At 70.4% G+C, this 16,774-nt stretch carries 14 protein-coding genes; 8 read left to right on the top strand and 6 right to left on the bottom strand.

Annotation, left to right across the window (positions count from 1 at the left end; translation table 11 throughout):
• Positions 1–21 precede the first annotated feature (21 nt).
• Positions 22–1,104, top strand: coding sequence for a hypothetical protein (locus ACI2K6_RS12140; protein ID WP_404568729.1), 1,083 nt, complete (start codon positions 22–24; stop codon positions 1,102–1,104).
• A gap of 15 nt (positions 1,105–1,119) precedes the next feature.
• On the opposite strand, the gene pcp is transcribed toward ACI2K6_RS12140, so the two are convergent.
• Positions 1,120–1,755, bottom strand: a complete 636-nt coding sequence (gene pcp / locus ACI2K6_RS12135) for a pyroglutamyl-peptidase I (RefSeq protein ID WP_354450138.1) — start codon at positions 1,753–1,755, stop codon at positions 1,120–1,122.
• A gap of 135 nt (positions 1,756–1,890) precedes the next feature.
• Between pcp and ACI2K6_RS12130 the strand changes: the two genes are divergently transcribed.
• Genes ACI2K6_RS12130 through ACI2K6_RS12120 form a run of 3 tightly spaced genes read left to right on the top strand, consistent with a single transcriptional unit; the run spans position 1,891 to position 5,425 of the window.
• Complete coding sequence (locus tag ACI2K6_RS12130; protein WP_354450140.1) at positions 1,891–2,427, top strand: sigma-70 family RNA polymerase sigma factor; 537 nt, start codon at positions 1,891–1,893, stop codon at positions 2,425–2,427.
• Positions 2,418–3,617 carry a hypothetical protein gene (locus ACI2K6_RS12125; protein WP_274178776.1) on the top strand — a complete coding sequence of 400 codons (1,200 nt, stop codon included), beginning with the start codon at positions 2,418–2,420 and terminating at the stop codon, positions 3,615–3,617. Before ACI2K6_RS12130 ends, ACI2K6_RS12125 begins: the two co-directional genes overlap by 10 nt.
• A 50-nt stretch (positions 3,618–3,667) precedes the next feature.
• Positions 3,668–5,425, top strand: a complete 1,758-nt coding sequence (locus ACI2K6_RS12120) for a proline--tRNA ligase (RefSeq protein WP_323986151.1) — start codon at positions 3,668–3,670, stop codon at positions 5,423–5,425.
• Between the two features lie 114 nt (positions 5,426–5,539).
• Here ACI2K6_RS12120 and ACI2K6_RS12115 read toward each other — a convergent pair whose 3' ends face one another.
• The 4 genes from ACI2K6_RS12115 to ACI2K6_RS12100 all read right to left on the bottom strand — a co-directional run bounded on the left by ACI2K6_RS12115 (position 5,540) and on the right by ACI2K6_RS12100 (position 10,972).
• Entirely contained in the window at positions 5,540–6,349 is an 810-nt protein-coding gene (locus ACI2K6_RS12115) for a DUF1206 domain-containing protein (RefSeq protein ID WP_404568728.1), read from the bottom strand.
• 84 nt (positions 6,350–6,433) lie between these two features.
• Positions 6,434–8,959 (bottom strand): LamG-like jellyroll fold domain-containing protein, encoded by a 2,526-nt coding sequence (locus ACI2K6_RS12110; protein ID WP_404568727.1) that lies wholly within the window; start codon positions 8,957–8,959, stop codon positions 6,434–6,436.
• A gap of 199 nt (positions 8,960–9,158) precedes the next feature.
• Positions 9,159–10,265 carry an NAD(P)-dependent alcohol dehydrogenase gene (locus tag ACI2K6_RS12105; RefSeq protein ID WP_404568726.1) on the bottom strand — a complete coding sequence of 369 codons (1,107 nt, stop codon included), beginning with the start codon at positions 10,263–10,265 and terminating at the stop codon, positions 9,159–9,161.
• 98 nt (positions 10,266–10,363) lie between these two features.
• The gene (locus tag ACI2K6_RS12100; RefSeq protein WP_269267706.1) at positions 10,364–10,972 is read right to left on the bottom strand and encodes an acetate uptake transporter family protein; all 609 of its coding nucleotides are present in this window, start codon (positions 10,970–10,972) and stop codon (positions 10,364–10,366) included.
• Between the two features lie 141 nt (positions 10,973–11,113).
• On the opposite strand from ACI2K6_RS12100, the gene nusA reads away from it, so the two are divergent.
• The 4 genes from nusA to rbfA all read left to right on the top strand — a co-directional run bounded on the left by nusA (position 11,114) and on the right by rbfA (position 15,856).
• A complete protein-coding gene (gene nusA / locus ACI2K6_RS12095) occupies positions 11,114–12,100 on the top strand; it encodes a transcription termination factor NusA (protein WP_274178771.1) in 987 nt (328 codons plus the stop codon).
• 30 nt (positions 12,101–12,130) lie between these two features.
• Positions 12,131–12,382 carry a YlxR family protein gene (locus ACI2K6_RS12090; protein WP_112617239.1) on the top strand — a complete coding sequence of 84 codons (252 nt, stop codon included), beginning with the start codon at positions 12,131–12,133 and terminating at the stop codon, positions 12,380–12,382.
• Positions 12,383–12,477: 95 nt separating this feature from the next.
• Positions 12,478–15,285, top strand: coding sequence for a translation initiation factor IF-2 (infB, locus tag ACI2K6_RS12085; RefSeq protein WP_112617238.1), 2,808 nt, complete (start codon positions 12,478–12,480; stop codon positions 15,283–15,285).
• 133 nt (positions 15,286–15,418) lie between these two features.
• Positions 15,419–15,856, top strand: coding sequence for a 30S ribosome-binding factor RbfA (gene rbfA, locus ACI2K6_RS12080; protein WP_071919310.1), 438 nt, complete (start codon positions 15,419–15,421; stop codon positions 15,854–15,856).
• Positions 15,857–15,899: 43 nt separating this feature from the next.
• Here the strand turns inward: rbfA and ACI2K6_RS12075 are convergent, their stop codons facing one another.
• Complete coding sequence (locus ACI2K6_RS12075; protein WP_404568725.1) at positions 15,900–16,766, bottom strand: A/G-specific adenine glycosylase; 867 nt, start codon at positions 16,764–16,766, stop codon at positions 15,900–15,902.
• Between the last annotated feature and the right edge of the window lie 8 nt (positions 16,767–16,774).

The raw sequence follows: 16,774 nt of genomic DNA, 5'->3' as shown, positions 1-16,774 counted from the left end.
CGGCCCTGCCAGGCTGACCGCATGCTCCGTCGTCCTGTCGCGCTTCTCTCCCTCGCGCTCGCCGCCGCCCTTGTGGCGGGGTGTGCTCCCGTGGAACGCACGGCGGAGACGCCGACGCCCTCAGCGCCGAGCGAGATGCCGGCCTCGCCGACGCCGACGCCGACGCCGACGCCCACGCCGAACCTGGAGCCGGTTCGCGCGTTCGACGGCGACTGCGATCGAATGCTCACGACCGAGCAGCGCGACGAACTCCTCGGGGTCGGGGCGCTCACTCGGGCCGAGCAGTACCTCGCGTGGGACGCGGATCGTCCGGTGGAGGTCGACGTCGAGCCCCTCGGGACTCTCGGTGGCCTCGCCTGCACGTGGTTCGCCGCTGACGGCGCGGATCTCCCCGAGGGTGTCGGAAACCTCACGTTGACCGTGGTCCCCGCAGCCGAGGTGAGCAACGAGTTCGCAGCGCGCTACTCCGTGGCGACCTGCGAGCCCAGCTACGACGCCAACCACTGTCGTCTCGGGCGCGTGGTGGACGACGTGTGGGTCGGCGCGAATGCCGGCTGGGGCGCGGTCGAGACCCCGGACGAGCTGCTGGGTGCAGCCATCGAAGCGGTCGCCGCCAACCTACCGACGGCGACGCAGCCTCGGCGCGCTGCCGCCACCGATGACGTCTGGCCGGTTCCCGACTGCGTGTGGCTCGGCGAGGCCATGGGCCTCGAGGAACTGATCGGTCCGTATCGCCACGGCTACTGGGAGGGTTCCGAGCAGCCGGAGGAGGTCCTGCTGGCAGCGGCGGGTGTCTTCCGAGCGTGTCCGCTGTTCTCCGACGGCGAGCGGATAGATTACGAGACGGACGAGTTCCACATCCTCTCGCCGCAGGTCGCGCCGGGCCTGGGGTGGCAGTGGGACGAGTTGCGCGGGCGGGCGGCGGAGTCATCGGTTGTCGAGCTGGACGTGGCCGGTGCGACCGACGCCTTCGCCACAGATTGGGGTTACGGCTCGTACAAGGCGTTCGCGACCGACGGAGTGAACGTGGTCAGCCTCTACGACGAGAATCTCGACCTCGCAGGGCAGGTCCTCGGGCGAATGCTCTCCGCGCTCTCGAGCTGACGAGGCAGCTGCCTCTCACCAGATGGAGCCTGCCGCGTACGAGTGGTCCACCTCAGTGTCCAAGGAGGTGCGGATGGCGATGCGCAACGCTTGCGCAATGTCCGAGAGCGGCAGCGACGGCTGGCCCTCGGGTGCGTTCTCGGTGGCGTAGGGAACGTGGATGAAGCCGGCGGCGCGATCGCCCGGCTCGCCGCCATCCAGGGCCGTGAACATCACGTGGTTGCAGACGAAGGTGCCCGCCGAGTATGAGACCGAGGCGGGGATGCCCGCCGCCATGATGTCCGCGGCGATCGCTTTCACGGGCAGCGTCGCGAAGTGTGCGTCGGGCGCGTGCCCGACCGACGGCTCGTCGACGGGCTGCTCGCCGCTGTTGTCCGGGATTCGCGCGTCCTTGAGGTTGAGCGCCACTCGTTCGACAGCGATCCCCGTGCGGCCCCCGGCCAGGCCGGTCGCGATGATGACGTCGGGGGAGTGCTCGATGATGAGCTCGAGCAGCTGCAACCTGGCCCCGTGGAAGGTCACCGGCAGCACCGCCATGACCAGGTTCTCCGGGCCCGTCCAATGGTCGGCGACCAGGTTCACCGCGTCCCCCGATGGGTTCGTCGCGTCTCCGGCGAACGGCTCGAATCCAGTCAGCAGCACGGTTCTCATGAGTTCAGGCTAGGCGGCCGCTCCGACATTCGACCGGGGCGAGTCGCTGCTCCACGGCCTCCGGCACGGTCGTCATCCGCTCAGATTAGTTCGCACGACCGCGAACCTTCTCGGTGGTGCCGGACACTGCATGGTGTGGGAGATGATGAGGCCGCTGCATGGCAGCGACTGCGGGCGGGCGACGAGTCCGCGCTGGGAGACCTGTTCGACAGATACGAGTCGCGACTGTTCCGGCACGCGACCCGGCTGCTGACCGATCGCGAGGATGCGAAGGACGCGGTCGCCATCGCGTTCTTCGAGCTCTGGCGCAAGCGCGCGAGCGTGCGCCTGGTCGACGGGTCGCCGCTGCCGTGGCTCTTGACGACCGTCGCGAACGCGGCTCGCAATCTCGAGCGAGCGGGGCGGCGCTACCGAGCGCTGCTGGCGAAGACCCCTGCGGCGTCCGCATCCGCGGCACCGTCCGCCCACGACGAGAGCGGTGTACTCGCGGCGCTCAAGCAGCTGCCGGCCGGTGAGCAGAGCGTCGTCGTCCTCAGCGTGCTCGAGGGCTACCCGGAACGCGACGTCGCGCAGACCCTGGGCATCCCGGTCGGCACGGTGAAATCACGCCTCTCACGGGCGAAGAGCCGGCTACGAGACGAGATGACGGCGTTGGAGGCATCGTGGACCTGAACGATCAGCTCACCCCGAACGAGCACGGCGATCTGCGCGATCGTGTCGTCGGGGGTGTGAAGCGGCTGCGCGCCGCCCGCGCGCGCCGCTCGCGCATCGTCGCGGGAGCGGCCGCGTCCGCCCTCGTGGCCGTCGTCGTCGCAGGCGTCGCCTTCGCGGCCCTCCGCCCGGACGACCGCATCCTGACTCCGGTCGAGACGTCCACGCCGACGCCGACGCCCACACCCACGCCTTCCCCCACTCCGACGGCGGAGCCTTCGCCCACCCAGACAGCGACTCCGGATGCGGAGCCGCAGCTGTCCGCGCCGACCATGGCCTTCAGGGGCGATTGCACACAGGTGTTCGATGCGAGCGCGCTCTCGTCGGCTGTCGGGGTCGAGCTCGGCCCCGCGACGGACCTCAGCACGCCCGAGGTCCGGACGCTCGGCGGTCTCGATTGCTCGTGGGAATCCAGCACTTTCGAATCCGTGCAGGTGTCCGCCCTCCCCGCGGACGTTGTTCCCGCGAGCGTCGTCTCCACGTACTCCGACACGGTCTGCGAAGGTTTCCGCTACGACAGCGAGGGTTGTCGTCGGGCGGTGTCCGATGGCGACACCTGGATGCTCGTGACGGTCAGCGGCGTGTTCGGTAACGCTGACGGGGTCAGCAATGACGTCGTCACGGCCCGACTCGACGCGGTTGCCCCGCTCTTCATGTCAGCCCTCGAGAATGCCGGTCGTCCGATGCCGGCGGCGCGCACTTCCTCGTGGTGGTCTCCGACGACGTGCGATGAGCTGCGGGAACGGGTCTCGGTGGCCGACATCCTCGGCACGACCGACTTCGTCGAGGGGTACCCCTCGGCTTTCGGCACAGACGTTCACATCGAGATCGCGCGCGACGCGGGGCTCGGCACCGTCTGCCGCTGGTACGCGCCGAACTCAGCCCGTCTCGACGCGGTCATCGTGACGATCTATCCCGGAGGCGCATGGGAATGGAATCGACTCGCCGCAGGTGACGGCCGACGCGACGTCCCGGTGCCGGTCGACGTCGCGGGCGCGACCGAGGCCGTGCGGGGCGTCGGGGCTATCCGTCCTGACAGCTCCTACCTCCTCGCGACAGATGGCGTGAACGTCGTCGAGATCATGGAGGCGCCGGACGTCGTGGATGCCGCGGAGCGCGTGCTGTCGGCGATGCGGGACGCGGCGGGGTGAGGAACGATCGCGCGCGCATCGCGGCCCCGCGGCATCCGTAGACTCGACTCGTGGTCACCCGTATGTCGCACCTGTTCCTCCGCACGCTCCGTGAAGACCCCGCGGGCGCCGAGGTCGCCAGTCACAAGCTGCTGATCCGCGCCGGCTACATCCGACCGCAGGCGGCGGGCATCTTCGCCTGGCTGCCTCTCGGCCTGCGCGTCAAGGCCAAGATCGAGCGCGTCGTGCGTGAGGAGATGGCGGCGGCCGGTGCGCAGGAGGTGCACTTCCCGGCGCTGATGCCGCGCGAGGCGTACGAGGCGACGGGACGCTGGGAGGAGTACGGCGACCTGCTGTTCCGCCTGCAGGACCGCAAGGGCGGCGACTACCTGCTCGCTCCGACCCACGAGGAGGCCTTCACCCTCCTCGTCAAGGACCTCTACTCGTCGTACAAGGACCTGCCGCTGACGATCTACCAGATCCAGGACAAGTACCGCGACGAGGCCCGTCCCCGTGCCGGCCTGCTGCGCGGCCGCGAGTTCACGATGAAGGACGCGTACTCGTTCGACGCGAACGACGCCGGGCTCGAGGCGAGCTATCAGGCCCAGCGCGACGCGTACGAGCGCATCTTCCAGCGCCTCGGTCTCGAATACGTCATCGTGCAGGCGGATGCCGGGGCCATGGGCGGCTCCCGCTCGGAAGAGTTCCTGCACCCGACCCCCGTCGGCGAGGACTCGTTCGTGCGATCCGCGGGCGGGTATGCCGCGAACGTCGAGGCGTTCACGACGGTCGTGCCCGAGGCCGGGCCGATCGACGGGCTGCCGGAGCCGGTCGTCTTCGACTCGCCCGACACCCCCACGATCGAGACGCTTGTCGCACACGTCAACGCGAACCTCGAGGGTGAGTTCACCGCGGCGCATACGCTCAAGAACGTCGTGCTCGCCCTCACGCACCTCGACGGCACGCGTGAGCTCGTCGTCGTGGGCCTGCCCGGCGACCGCGACGTCGACGACAAGCGTGTTGAGGTCGCCTTCGCGCCGGCCGAGGTCGAGCCGGCGACGGCCGAGGACTTCGCCAAGAACCCGCTGCTGGTCAAGGGCTACATCGGCCCCTGGTCGCCCGAGGGCCCGGTGCTCGGCGAGGAGTCGGCCACCGGCATCCGCTACGTCCTCGACCCCCGCGTCGTCGACGGGACCTCGTGGATCACGGGCGCGAACATCGACCAGAAGCACGTGCACTCCCTCGTCGCGGGCCGCGACTTCACGGCCGACGCGTTCGTCGAGGTCGCCACCGTGCGCGAGGGCGACCCGGCGCCCGACGGCTCGGGCCCGGTCTCGATCGCGCGGGGCATGGAGATCGGTCACGTCTTCCAGCTCGGCCGCAAGTACGCCGAGGCACTGGGGCTGAAGGTCCTCGACGAGAACGGCAAGCTCGTCACGGTCACGATGGGCTCGTACGGCATCGGTGTGACCCGCATCCTCGCGATCATCGCCGAGCTCAACAACGACGAGCGTGGACTCATCTGGCCCGCGTCGGTCGCTCCGTTCGACGTGCACGTCGTGGCGACCGGCCGGGACGCCGCGGCCTTCGAGCTGGCCGAGCAGCTCTCGGGCGAGCTCGAGGCGACGGGCCTGGAGGTCGTCTACGACGACCGCCCGAAGGTGTCGCCCGGCGTGAAGTTCGGCGACGCCGAGCTGGTGGGCGTGCCGCGCATCCTCATCGTCGGGCGCGGCGCGGCCGACGGCCAGGTCGAGCTGTGGGACCGTCGGACGGGCGAACGCGAGACCCTCGCCGCGGCCGACGCGGTCGCGCGACTCACCGCCCGCTGATCTCAGCACCCGGTCGCCGGATGCCGCGCAGGTTGCGGCATCCGGCGCACGTGTTCCTGCGCTCGACAGGCCGAGGTGCGCCCGCAAGCGGGCAGCCGCCGAGAGACCCGGGGGTCAGAGGTCGGCGTAGCGCGCGCGGAAGACCGTGAACACGCCGTAGGCGATGAGCCCGGCCCCCACGACGACCACGATCTCGGGGCCGAAAGCCAGGTCGAGCAGCGCCCGGATCGCAGCATCCAGGCTGCCGGCCTGGTCGGCGCGCGAACGCACGGCGGCGACGATGAGCACACCGCCCAGCGACCCCAGAGCAATGCCCTTCGCGATGAAGCCGAGGATCCCGAGGCCCTCGACGGCGCGACCGACCGCTCCGTCGGGGATCGTCATCTTCGAGTGGAAGGAGCGCCGCACGCCCATCACGACGAAGACCACTCCCGCGATCGCGACACCGGCCCCGACGAGCACGATCGCGAACACGCCGCCCGGAAGCGCGAGGATGCCGCGGCTCGCGTCGCGCGCGGCTTCATCGGCCTGCGGGCGTGCGCCGAGCGCCACGGCGGCGGACAACCCGCCGAAGAACAGGAACACGACCGCCTGTCCCCATTCCGAGACCCGCAGCCCCCAGACGGCGGCGCCGCGCTGGCGCCGCGAGGCCAGCATTCCCTCGGCGAGATGCCACACGCCCAGCGCGGTCAGGAGAGCGGCTGCGGCCCACAGCGCAACGAACCCGAGCGGAAGCTCGGCGACCGCGCGGAAGGCTCCCGTCTGGTCGGCGTCGCGGTCGCCGCCGAAAGCGACCGCGACGATGAGCGACCCGATCAGCAGGTGCACGAAACCGTTCGCGACGTAGCCGCCCCGGGCGAGCACGCGCGCCGCGGGATGCCGCTCGACGGCACGCGCCGCGTCGTGCACCCCGTGTTCGGCCATCCCGAGAGCCTACGACGGCACGAGGGCGAGGGGGCGGCGGCGGGCCGGGACGCGACGGATGCCGCCGCGCCCCGGCCCGGGGGATCAGCCGCGAGCGATGCGTCGGCGACGCAGCGCCAGGAGCACGCCACCGAGGACGGTGAGCACGGATGCCGCCACGGCCAGCGGCATCATGAGGCCCGAGTCACCGCCGGTGGCGGCCAGCGAACCGTCGACGTCCGCGGCGGGTGCGCCGGTCGGCACGGTGCCGCTCGGCACGGTGCCACCGGGCTGAGCCCCGCCGGGAACGGCGGGGGCGGGCGTCGTGGGAGCCGGAGCGGGCGCAGCGGCCGCGATCGCGAAGGCGACGCGCTGCGGCGTGATCGAGCGCGCTCCGAGAGCCTGCGAGAGCTCGACTGCGTGCTCGCCGGCGGTCAGGCCCGAGGTGACGACGATCTCCCACGTGCCGTCCGCCGCCACGGCGGTGACGGCGCCGCCGAGGTCGGCACGTGCCGCCACGCCCTCGGCGGCGGGCGCCAGGCGCACCTCGGCGCCGGGGAAGCCGACGCCCGCGAAGCGCACGGACGACACATCGGCGGCGAGCTCGCCCGACGGCGCCTCGCGCACCCCGAAGCCGGTCAGGTCGGCGCGCTGCGTCAGCCACTCGTCCGGCGTGGTCGGGCGGTCGATGATGCGCGTCTCGCCGATGCAGCCGTGCCATCCGTTGCGGGCGGCGTCATCGGTCCAGTCGGCCCCGAGGACCCACGAGTGTCCCTCGTGCCAGGCCATACCGCCGACGTTCGTGGCGTTGCGCAGCACCGGGGCCCCGTCGACAAACATGGTCGTCGTGCGCGACTCGGGGTCGTTCACGATCGCGACGTGCTGCCATTGGTCGACCATGATCTCGCCCGACCAGTTGACGCGGTCGCCGAGCGTCGCGTCGGCGTCGAGGCTCGTGTACTGGAACTCGCGCAGGTTCGAGATGCCCAGCGCGGTGGGGGAGGCGGTCCAGTCCCAGCGGGTCTCGGGCACACCGATCTGCGACCGGTTGCCGGTGCGGGTCAGGGCCTTCGACCATCCGTTCGCCGAGGCGTTCCAGTCGGCGTCCATCTTCACGAAGGTCTCGATCGTGTACCCCTGCGACAGGTCTGCCTCATTGATCGGGGCGTCGGGGGCCGTCGTCAGGTAGCTGAAGCGCGATCCCGACGAGTCGTCGAAGCACACGGCCGCCGCGTCCGACGAGTAGCCGTGCACGTCGGAGGACTGGACGGTCACGTCCTCCCAGAGCGTTCCGACCGCGTTCGTGTCGGCGGGGTCGGGACGGGTGAGGTCGTTGTCGCCGGCGATGTCCTCGATCACCGTGTCCGCGTCGACGACGCCGTCCTGACCGTTGAATCGCCAGTGGGCGAGCGTGCCCTCGGCCTCGACGAAGTCGAGTTCGTTGCCGGGGGCCTCGGTCGAGATCGGATCGGGGCCCTCGAAGCCGTCGAGGAGGATCGCGCGCGCGGCCTCCGTCAGCCTCGGCTCATCGGCGGAACCGGCGGTGAACCCGGGAGCGAAGCCGGCGAAGCGTTCCCGGAAGTCGATCGGAACCGAGAAACGCTGATGCTCACCGTCGAGGAGGGGCTGGTCGTAGCTCGTGAGGCTCTCCTGCGGCTTCTGCACAACCCACGGCGACCCCGTTTCGAGCGACAGGCGGCCGTTGGTGAGGTCGAACTCGACGAGGCCGAGGTAGCCGTTGCCGCCCTCGTACGCCATCTGATAATCCATCAGCACCTGATGCACGTCGTGGCCGAAGTCGTTCTGCTTGACCTGTCGCGTCGCGCCGTGGAAGTGGCCGTTGAAGGTCAGGAAGATCTGGTCGTTGCCCCGGATGAGGCGGTCCCACATCCGCTGGCTGTCGCCGGTCTCGACGGGGGAGGTCTGGTCGGCCGCGACGTTGATCAGTGCGTGCGAGGTGAGGATGACCGGGACGTCCGGGTGCGCGTCGAGCACGCTCTGGGCCCAGGCGAGCGTTGCGTCCGAGGCGTTCCAGGCGACGGCGAGCGACATGAACCGCTGGCCTTCGGCCTCGAAGATGTGGAACTGGCTCAGCCCCAGCGGGTCGCTGCCGCCGTACGTGCTCTGCGTCGCCGCCCGTGTCGCGCCGAACCAGCGGTTGAAGGGCTCGTTCGCGACGTCGAGCTGGTCATCGCGGACGCCACTGTTGAGCACGTCGTGGTTGCCGGGAAGGATCGAGTAGGGCGCAGCGGCCTCGTCCATGGTGCGCATGGCGACGTCGGCCGCACGCCACTCGGCCTCGACCCCGGCGCGGTCGACGATGTCCCCGAGGTGCAACGTGAAGGGAATGCGCAGGTCGTCCGCGTGAGCCGTCAGCCACTCCGTCTGCGTCGCGAACGGGTCGGTGCCGTAGCGCGGCAGGAACTGGTCGGCCGAGTAGCGCGAGTAGAACTGCGTGTCGGGCAGCACGGCGAGGGTGAAGCGGGAGGCGAGGTCTTCGGCGGGAGGCGCGGCGGCGGTCGCCGCGGTGGTTGCGGGCGCGGCCACGGCGAGACCGGCGGCGAGGCCCGCCACGGTCAGGGCGGCGGCGGTGCGACGCGTGCGGGTGGCTGACGGAAGGCGTGAGGACACGCGGGAACTCCTGTTCGACGGGGAGGGCGGCGCGATGTGCGCCGATCCCGACTCTGGAGAGACTCCGTGACGGCTAGGTGTCCGAGGGGCGACCGCCGGGTGGCTCAGCGATGGCCGAAGTCGTGCCGCCAGACGGAAGGAATCGGGCCGGAACGCGCAGCGATGTGCGTGCTCCGGCCCGATCGGCGTATCCGGGTCGTCAGTCCATGACGAGGACGGCCTTGACCGCCTTGCCCGACTGCGTGTCGGCGATGGCCTGCTCGATCTCCGAGAACGGGTACTTGGTGATGAGCTGGTCGAACGGGAAGCGTCCGGCCTCGTGCAGCGCGAGCATCTCGGGGATGAACTTCTGCGGCACCGCGTCACCCTCGATCGCGCCGACGAAGGTCTTGCCCGAGCCCGAGATGGACGCCAGCGCGATCTCCGTGCCCGGCTTCGGCACACCGACCAGCGCGATCTTCGCGCCGAACGCGGTGGCGGCGACGATCGTGTCGACGACCGCGGGAACGGCCGTGGTGTCGACGGCGAAGTCCGCGCCGACCCCGCCGGTGATCTCGAGGATGCGCGCCACGGCGTCTTCGTCCTTGCTGTTGACCGTGTGGGTTGCGCCGAGCTTCGCCGCGAACTCGAGCCGCTCCGGGATGATGTCGACCGCGATGATCGTCGTGGCGCCGGCCACCTTCGCGCCCATGATCGACGACAGCCCCACGGCGCCGGTGCCGGTCACGATGACCGATGCGCCGGCGGGAACGTCGAGCGAGTTGAGCACGGTGCCGGCTCCGGTCTGCACGCCGCAGCCGAGGGGGCCGGCGATCTCGACGTCGGCGGTCGTCGGCAGCTTCACCGCGTTGCGGGCCTCGACGATGACGTGGCTGGCGAACGAGGACTGACCGAAGAACGAGCCGTGCACGGCGGAACCGTCCGCGGCGGTCATGGTGGCAGAGCCGTCCTCGCGCGCCCCGCCGAAGTTGAGCGCCATGAAATTGCGGCAGTAAGCCTCGCGTCCCGTGAGGCAGTTGGTGCAGTGGCCGCACGAGGCGAACGACACCGCGACCTTGTCGCCGACGGCGTAGCCGACGACGGCATCGCCGACCTGCTCGACGGTGCCCGCGCCTTCGTGGCCCAGGACGAACGGGAACGCCGCGGGGATGTGACCATGCTGCACGGCGAGGTCGGTGTGGCAGAGGCCGGTGGCGGCGACCTTCACGAGCAGTTCGTTCGGACGGATGTCGTCGAGGGTGATCTCCTCGAATGTGAACGGTGCGTCCTGGCCGTGGAGAACGGCGGCGCGCGCGTTGGTGGTCATGAGAGGTTCCTTTCGCGTTGCGGTCGCGGCGGCAGAGCCGTCGTCGCGACCGATGTCACGATCGGGCGTGGTCTCCCGCAGCGCGGGCCGCCCGGTCCTCAAACAGTATGCGCCTGAATCGATACAGGGGAGGCGACCCGGAACCACGCGGGCCCCAGCGGCAGGATGCTGCGACCGAGCGTTCGCGCGTAGAACTTCTCGAGCAGCATGTACGCCGCGAGCGCGGAGGCCAGGAGCAATGCGACCGAGCCGGCTGCTCCGACGGCCGGCGGCCCGCCGAACGCGGTGACCGTCTGCAGGCCGAGGCCGGCCGCGACGGCCAGCAGTGTCACCGGCAGCACGGTGTTGCGCGATGCCGCCGAGAGGGCGAACACGAGGGCCAGGATCGAGAACATGAGCGTGAACACGCCACGCGCGGGCCCCTCGACCTCGAAGAACCCGAGCTCGCCGCCGAGCAGGAAGCCTGGCATGCAGATCCAGTACCACCCGAAGGCGTTGTAGACGATGAAGTGGAAGTCGTCGCCCGCGAAGTACGACAGCATCCCCGCGGTGACCTGAACCACGCCGCCGAAGACGGCACCGACCCAGAACACCGGGCTCTCGTTCTGCAGTCCGAGATGCTCCAGCTGTGCCGTGAGCGTGGCGATCACGAAACCGAGCAGTCCGATCAGTCCGGGGTCGGCGAGGCGGGGAGCGCGTTCGGTCATGCCCCCAGTATCCCGAGATGGCCCGCTCGACGTGGCGTCCTCGGCGCCGGGCAAACACGTTCCCCGCCCCATCGGGTAACGTGGGATGGATGCCGGGAGCGCGAAACGCGCCCGGACAAGAGCTGAATATGGAGGGCCCCCATGGACATCGATCTCTCACTGCTGCGCACCGTCGAGCGAGAGAAGGAGATCCCCTTCGACGAACTCGTCCGCATCATCGAGCAGGCGGTCCTCACGGCGTACGCCAAGCACACCTCGCCCGACGGCGAGCTGCCCGAAGGGGCTCGTGCGGAGCTCGACCGCAAGACCGGCCACGTCGCCATCTACGTGCCCCTCCGCGATGACGAGGGCGCGGTCGTCGGCGAAGAGGAGTCGACTCCCGACGACTTCGGCCGCATCGCCGCCTTCGCCGCGAAGCAGGTCATCAGCCAGCGCCTGCGCGACATCGCCGACGACGCCGTGCTGGGGGAGTTCCGGGGCAAGGAGGGCGACATCGTCGCCGGTGTCATCCAGCAGGGGCCGAACCCGCGCATGGTGCACGTCGACCTCGGCACGATCGAGGCCATCCTCCCGCCCGAGGAGCAGGTCGCGGGCGAGGAGTACCGGCACGGCTCGCGTCTGCGCGTCTACGTGACCTCGGTCTCGAAGGGCACCAAGGGCCCCTCGATCACCGTCTCCCGCACGCACCCCGGACTCGTCCGCAAGCTCTTCGCCATGGAGGTGCCCGAGATCGCCAACGGTCTCGTCGAGATCACCTCGCTCGCGCGCGAAGCCGGTCACCGCACGAAGATCGCGGTCAAGGCCAACGATCCCTCCATCAACGCCAAGGGCGCCTGCATCGGCGAGTTGGGCCGCCGCGTCCGCGCCGTCACCGAAGAGCTCGGCGGCGAGAAGATCGACATCATCGACTACAACGCCGACCTGCCGGCGTTCGTGGCCAACGCCCTGTCGCCGGCCAAGGTCACCTCGAGCTTCGTGCTCGACGCGGCCACGAAGGCCGTCCGGGCGCTCGTCCCGGACTACCAGCTGTCGCTCGCCATCGGCAAGGAGGGGCAGAACGCCCGCCTCGCCGCGAAGCTGACCGGCGCGAAGATCGACATCCAGCCCGACTCGATCCTGGAGTCCTGACGAAACCGGGACGTCGGTCGAGGGGGTAGAATGGAACCTGTTCGAACGTGCGTGGGCTGTCGCGCGCGTGCCTCCCGGTCCTCACTCCTACGAGTCGTGGCCCGCGACGGCGTCTTGATCGCAGATCGAGCCGCGTCGCTGCCGGGCAGGGGCGCGTGGGTGCACGAGACGCACGAATGCATGGATGCCGCGTTGCGGCGCCGCGCGTTCGGACGAGCCCTGCGGGTGTCCGGCCCACTGGACACGCAGGATTTCCCGATTGATCACCAGCGCAAAGGCTGAACGGCTATGGACACGAAGTGAACGGCTCGAAATGAGACCCGTCCGCGCTTAAGCGGTCCGCCCTGTCCGAGGGTGGGCCTTCAGACAGGAGAATTGTGGCAAAACCACGCGTACACGAGATCGCTTCCGAACTCGGCGTCGACAGCAAAGTCGCGCTCGCGAAGCTGAAGGAGCTCGGCGAGTTCGTCAAGAGCCCCTCGTCCACCATCGAGCCCCCCGTGGCTCGCAAGCTGCGGGCTGCGCTCGAGGCTGAGGGCGGCTCTGCCGCCGCGGCTCCCGCTCCCGCTGCGTCGGGCGGCGCCAAGCCCGGTGCCGCTCGTCCGGGTGCTGCGCGCCCCGGCGCCGGCAAGCCCGGTCCCGCTGGAGCGAAGCCCGGCCCGGCCGTCAAGCCCGGCCCCGCGAAGCCCGCCGCGCCCGCAGCCCCGGCTGCCCCCGCGGCATCCGCCCCGGCAGCTCCTGCTGCCCCTGCCGCGCCGTCGGCGACCCCTGCGGCGCCTTCCGCTCCGTCGGCCCCGACGCCCGGCGCCGGCAAGCCCGGTCCGGCCAAGCCGGCAGGCCCGACGCCCGGCGGCTCGCAGCCGCCGCGTCCGGGTGGCGCACGCCCCGGCAACAACCCCTTCGCGCCCTCGCAGGGCATGGGCCAGCGTCCCGCCGGTCCCCGTCCCGGCAACAACCCCTTCGCCTCGGCGCAGGGCATGGGCCAGCGGCCTACGCCCGGCAACATCCCGCGTCCGCAGGCCCCGCGACCCGGTGCTCCCCGTCCCGGCGCTCCGCGCCCCGGTGGCGCCGGTCGTCCCGGTGGCGGCGGTCGTCCCGGTGCTCCCTTCCAGCAGCGTCCCGGCGGTCCCGGTCGTCCCGGCGGTGCCGGCGGCTTCCAGCGTCCGGGTGCTCCCGGTGGCGGTTTCGCCGGTCGTCCCGGTGGCGGCGGTGGTCGCGGTCGCGGCCCCGGCGGCGGCACCGCAGGCGCCTTCGGCAAGGGCGGCGGCAAGTCCAAGCAGCGTAAGTCGCGTCGGGCGAAGCGGCAGGAATTCGAGATGCGGTCGGCGCCGGTCGTCGGCGGCGTCAACGTCCAGAAGGGCAACGGCGAGATCATCCGCCTGCGCCGCGGTGCATCGATCGCCGACTTCGCGGACAAGCTCGAGGCGCTGCGCGGCTACACGGTGCAGCCCGGCACGCTCGTGACGATCCTGTTCAACCTGGGCGAGATGGCCACGGCCACCGAGTCGCTCGACGAGGCCACCTTCGAGGTGCTCGGCGAGGAGCTCGGCTACAAGATCCAGATGGTCTCGCCCGAGGACGAGGACAAAGAGCTCCTCGAGGGCTTCGGTCTCGATCTCGACGCCGAGCTGGAAGCGGAGAGCGACGAAGACCTCGAGATCCGTCCTCCGGTGGTCACCGTCATGGGCCACGTCGACCACGGTAAGACGCGACTGCTCGATGCGATCCGTCAGACCAACGTGGTCGCGGGCGAGGCCGGCGGCATCACGCAGCACATCGGTGCGTACCAGGTCTGGACCGAGCACGAGGGCATCGAGCGTGCGATCACCTTCATCGACACCCCGGGTCACGAGGCGTTCACCGCCATGCGTGCCCGTGGTGCGCAGGTGACCGACATCGCGATCCTCGTGGTCGCGGCCGACGACGGCATCATGCCGCAGACGGTCGAGGCCCTGAACCACGCGCAGGCCGCCAACGTGCCGATCGTGGTCGCGGTGAACAAGGTCGACAAGCCCGACGCCAACCCGGCCAAGGTTCGCCAGCAGCTCACCGAGTACGGTCTGGTCGCCGAGGAGTACGGCGGAGACGTCATGTTCGTCGACGTGTCGGCTCGACAGGGCACCAACATCCAGGAGCTCCTGGACGCCGTCCTGCTCACCGCCGACGCCGGTCTCGACCTGACGGCGAACCCGAACAAGGCGGCGCGCGGTGTCGCGATCGAGGCCAAGCTCGACAAGGGCCGCGGTTCGGTCGCCACGGTGCTCATCCAGTCCGGAACGCTCCGCGTCGGCGACGCGATCGTCGCGGGAACGGCCTACGGTCGCGTCCGCGCCATGATCGACGAGAACGGCGACGCGGTCGACGAGGCCTACCCCTCGCGCCCGGTGCAGGTGCAGGGTCTGAACTCGGTGCCCCGAGCCGGCGACGTGTTCATCGTCACCGAGGAGGACCGCACCGCGCGTCAGATCGCGGAGAAGCGCGAGGCTGCCGAGCGCAATGCCCAGCTGGCCAAGGCCCGCAAGCGCATCTCGCTCGAGGACTTCACCCGTGCTCTCGAAGAGGGCAAGGTCGAGTCGCTCAACCTCATCATCAAGGGTGACGTCTCGGGTGCCGTCGAGGCCCTCGAGGAGTCGCTGCTCAAGATCGAGGTCGACGACTCCGTCCAGCTGCGGATCATCCACCGCGGCGTCGGCGCCATCACCGAGTCGGACATCAACCTGGCGACGATCGACAACGCGATCGTCATCGGCTTCAACGTCCGTCCCGACACGAAGGCGCGGGAGCGTGCCGCCCGCGAGGGCGTGGACGTCCGGTTCTACTCGGTCATCTACAACGCGATCGACGACGTCGAGCAGTCGCTCAAGGGCATGCTCAAGCCGGAGTACGAAGAGGTCCAGTCGGGTGTGGCCGAGATCCGCGAGGTGTTCCGCTCCTCGAAGTTCGGCAACATCGCGGGTGTCATCGTCCGCTCGGGCACGATCACGCGCAACGCCAAGGCGCGCGTCATCCGCGACGGTGTCGTGATCGCCGATGGTCTCGCCATCGAGTCGCTCCGCCGGTTCAAGGACGACGTCACCGAGGTCCGTACGGACTTCGAAGCCGGTATCGGCCTCGGCAAGTACAACGACATCCAGATCGGCGACGAGATCGAGACGACCGAGATGGTGGAGAAGCCGCGCGGCTGATTTCGTCAGACGCTACGGCGTTGGATGCCTCCTCGATAACGGGACCCCCGAGACCCCGACTATCGAGGAGGCATCCAACGCCTTCGCTGCATCCATCCGCCGAGCGGGCGGAGGGGAAGAGGGAGAAGAAGGTATGTCCAGCGAACGTCAGTCGCGTCTGGCCGATCGCATCCGCGTGCTCGTCGCGGAGCGGCTCGAGAAGGGCCTGCGCGATCCGCGCCTCGGCTTCGTGACCATCACCGACGTGCGTGTGACGGGTGACCTGCAGCACGCGTCGGTGTTCTACACCGTGTACGGCTCCGACCAGGAGCGAGCCGACTCGGCCGACGCCCTGCGCGCGGCGACGGGCATGCTCCGCAGCGAGGTCGGTCGCAAGCTCGGCGTGCGGGTGACCCCCACGCTCGAGTTCATCCTCGATGCCATCCCCGAGAACGCGGGTCACATCGAGCACCTGCTGCGCGAGGCGCGCGAGCGGGATGCCGCCACCGCGGCCACCGCGACGGGCGCGAGCTACGCGGGAGAAGCCGACCCCTACGTCAAGCCTCGCGAGGCCGACGAGGACGAGGACTGAGAAGAGGGATGCCGCGCTGCCGCGGCATCCCCCTTCCGTCCCGTCACCGGGGGAGGCGCAGCCGGCCGTCGACGGCTTCGACGAGGCCGTCTGAGACGAGCGAGTCGATCGCGCGGTCACGCTGAGCGGCGTCGGGCCAGTCGCCGATGACGTCCTCGGCGGCGACGTCGTGCGTCGTCGCAGCGCGCAGGACTCGGAGGATCGCGCCTCGTGCCTGCCGGTCGCTGCCCTCGTACCGCGCCTGCTTCACGCGGGTGTCGCCGGTGTCGGGATAGCCGGCGGCGCGCCATGCGCAGCGGTCGGCCAGCGGGCACGCAGCGCACCTCGGTACTCGGGCTGTGCACACGAGCGCTCCCAGCTCCATCGCCGCCGCGTTCACGACGGCCGATGCGGCGATGTCGTGGGGCAGGATCTCGGTCATGTCGGCGAGGTCGCGCTTCGCCGCCGGCCCGGGCTGCGAACGCCCCTGCATGGCTCTCGCCAGGACGCGGCGAGTGTTCGTGTCGACGACCGGATGCCGGTCGCCGTACGCGAAGACGGCGACGGCACGCGCGGTGTAGTCGCCGATGCCGGTCAGCGCGAGCAGGTCGTCGACGTCGCGGGGGACGACGCCGGCGTGGCGGTCGCGGATCTCGACGGCGGCACGGTGCAGCCAGAGCGCGCGCCGCGGATAGCCCAGGTTGGCCCATTGCCGGACCGCGTCGGCTGGGGCCGCGGCGGCGAGATCCGCCGGTGTCGGCCATCGCTCGAGCCACGCCTCCAGCAGGGGGATCACCCGGGCGACGGGAGTCTGCTGCAGCATGAACTCACTGACCAGGGTTCCCCAAGCCCCGAATCCCGGGCGTCGCCACGGGAGATCGCGCGCGTTGTCGCGGTACCACGCGATGAGCGGCGAGGCGAGGTCGGGCATCCGTTCAG

This window comes from Microbacterium sp. NPDC006705, from assembly GCF_044903545.1.
GTDB lineage: Bacteria > Actinomycetota > Actinomycetes > Actinomycetales > Microbacteriaceae > Microbacterium > Microbacterium plantarum.
Note: the sequence above shows the minus strand (reverse complement) of the source record. Positions and strands in the feature narration are given on the sequence as shown.

What these genes read in the sequence shown, in the direction of transcription:
- ACI2K6_RS12140 (WP_404568729.1), top strand. Translation starts at nt 22, where the DNA reads ATGCTCCGTCGTCCTGTCGCGCTTCTCTCCCTCGCGCTCGCCGCCGCC.
- pcp (WP_354450138.1), bottom strand. Translation starts at nt 1,755, where the DNA reads ATGAGAACCGTGCTGCTGACTGGATTCGAGCCGTTCGCCGGAGACGCG.
- ACI2K6_RS12115 (WP_404568728.1), bottom strand. Translation starts at nt 6,349, where the DNA reads ATGGCCGAACACGGGGTGCACGACGCGGCGCGTGCCGTCGAGCGGCAT.
- ACI2K6_RS12105 (WP_404568726.1), bottom strand. Translation starts at nt 10,265, where the DNA reads ATGACCACCAACGCGCGCGCCGCCGTTCTCCACGGCCAGGACGCACCG.
- ACI2K6_RS12100 (WP_269267706.1), bottom strand. Translation starts at nt 10,972, where the DNA reads ATGACCGAACGCGCTCCCCGCCTCGCCGACCCCGGACTGATCGGACTG.
- nusA (WP_274178771.1), top strand. Translation starts at nt 11,114, where the DNA reads ATGGACATCGATCTCTCACTGCTGCGCACCGTCGAGCGAGAGAAGGAG.
- ACI2K6_RS12090 (WP_112617239.1), top strand. Translation starts at nt 12,131, where the DNA reads ATGGAACCTGTTCGAACGTGCGTGGGCTGTCGCGCGCGTGCCTCCCGG.
- rbfA (WP_071919310.1), top strand. Translation starts at nt 15,419, where the DNA reads ATGTCCAGCGAACGTCAGTCGCGTCTGGCCGATCGCATCCGCGTGCTC.
- ACI2K6_RS12075 (WP_404568725.1), bottom strand. Translation starts at nt 16,766, where the DNA reads ATGCCCGACCTCGCCTCGCCGCTCATCGCGTGGTACCGCGACAACGCG.